Genomic DNA, 1,689 nt, shown 5'->3' with positions numbered 1-1,689 from the left:
CTATAAATCTTGTCGGTCGACTTTACCCAAGGGCACAGAAAGACCGAAGGCCGTAAGTCGACACCTCTGTCGGTTTACGGCTGAGCCTAAACCGACCTTGTGTCTCTCCGGTGGAAGGATTTGCTACCCTTTCGCCACTGCTGGCGGGCAACCCGTATCCGACCTGAGGCCCTGAGCCTGTGATGTAGATAGGTCCCGCCAGCATTTCTCTCAAAACTTGAACGGTATCCAAGCCCGCCGTTGACCGGATGAGGCTGCACGAACAAGGAGAAGTGGAGAGATGGCTACCATCGGTATTGATGTCAGTAAGAAAAAGCTCGATCTATGCTGGTTGCGTGATGCACAGGCCGGCAAGGTAAAAACCCGGGTATTTCCCAATGCCCACGATCACTATCCCGCGCTGCTGGCTTGGTTGCTCAAACAAACCAACGAGGAGGCAGGCGACCTCCAAGTGTATCTGGAAGCGACGGGGATCTATCACGAGCCCCTGGCGTACTGGCTGCACCAAGCAGGCGTGACGGTCTACGTGCTGAACCCTGCGCGCGTGCGTTATTACGCCCGTTCCCTGGGCGATCAAGGCAAGAGTGACAAGAAAGACAGCAAACGGATTGCGCATTTTGCGCAGGCGAACCCTGAGCTGACGCCTTGGCAGCCTGAGCCAGAGGAAGTGCGGACCCTCAAGCAGCTGGCCAAACGTCTGGAGACGGTACAGAAGGACATTCAGCGCGAACAGAATCGGTTAGAAAAGGCGCAGTTCAACCGTGACACGCAAGCAGAACACTCGATTACGCATGTGCTGGCATTGCTGCGACGGGAGGCCAAAAGGCTGATCAAGGAAGTGGATGATCATATTGATCGCCATGACGGCCTTAAGCGCGACAGGCGCTTGCTGGAAAGCATTCCGGGGATCGGCGAGGTGCTGTCGGTGCATTTACTGGTGACGCTGCGATCAAGGCGCTTCAAAAGCGGCCGACAAGTGGCGGCCTTCATGGGCTTAGTGCCGGTGGAGTGGACCTCGGGCAGTTCGGTCAGGCACGCACCGCGACTCTCCAAGAATGGAGACCCAGCCTTGCGGCAGAAGTTGTATATGGGTGCCGTTGTGGCGATGCAGCATAACCCCAGCATTCGGCGGCAATATCAGCGGCTGTGTGCTGCAGGTAAACGAAAGATGTCAGCGCTGGGCGCAGCGATGAGAAAACTGGTGCACATTGCTTATGGCGTGCTGGCGCACCAGAAAGAATATGAACCACAACCCATGTGAGAGGGGTTGTGGTTCATTCAGAGAGACGGTATCTACGGAAAAGCTCCGGGCTCAAGATTGGACCCACAGGAGATACCCCCTTGGCTGCCTAAAACTGGCACCAAGAACAAAACTCCGTACAATCTGCCCGCGTAATAATGCCCCGGTAGCTCAGCTGGGTGAGGTCGGGGCTTTCCAAAGCGTGCTTTGGCCGAACGAACGCGATGCGGATACCGCCGCTTCGCCGGCGCCCGCAGGGCGAGTAAGCGCCGACAAAATAGTCGCTTGCTCCCCGGAAACTGGCACCGCGAATAAAAGTCCTTACAATCGTCACTGCTTCAGCCCCGGTAGCTCAGTTGGATAGAGCAAGCGCCTCCTAAGCGCTAGGTCGGACGTTCGAATCGTCTCCGGGGCACCATCTTCCCGCTTTTGTCTGCATCACCTTTTTC

1 protein-coding gene and 1 tRNA gene are annotated in these 1,689 nt (G+C 56.5%); both read left to right on the top strand.

All coding sequences use genetic code 11. From position 1 onward, the window contains the following. The first annotated feature begins 280 nt into the window (after positions 1-280). Positions 281-1,261 (top strand): IS110 family transposase, encoded by a 981-nt coding sequence (locus tag IQ256_RS29130; protein WP_193859164.1) that lies wholly within the window; start codon positions 281-283, stop codon positions 1,259-1,261. A gap of 320 nt (positions 1,262-1,581) precedes the next feature. Then, positions 1,582-1,658, top strand: a tRNA-Arg gene (locus IQ256_RS29125). Positions 1,659-1,689: the final 31 nt, after the last annotated feature.

The organism is cf. Phormidesmis sp. LEGE 11477 (assembly GCF_015207105.1).
Taxonomy (GTDB): Bacteria; Cyanobacteriota; Cyanobacteriia; order Phormidesmidales; family Phormidesmidaceae; genus Phormidesmis.
The sequence above is the reverse complement of the archived record's forward strand: the minus strand, read 5'-3'. Positions and strand labels throughout refer to the sequence as shown.

What these genes read in the sequence shown, in the direction of transcription:
- IQ256_RS29130 (WP_193859164.1), top strand. Translation starts at nt 281, where the DNA reads ATGGCTACCATCGGTATTGATGTCAGTAAGAAAAAGCTCGATCTATGC.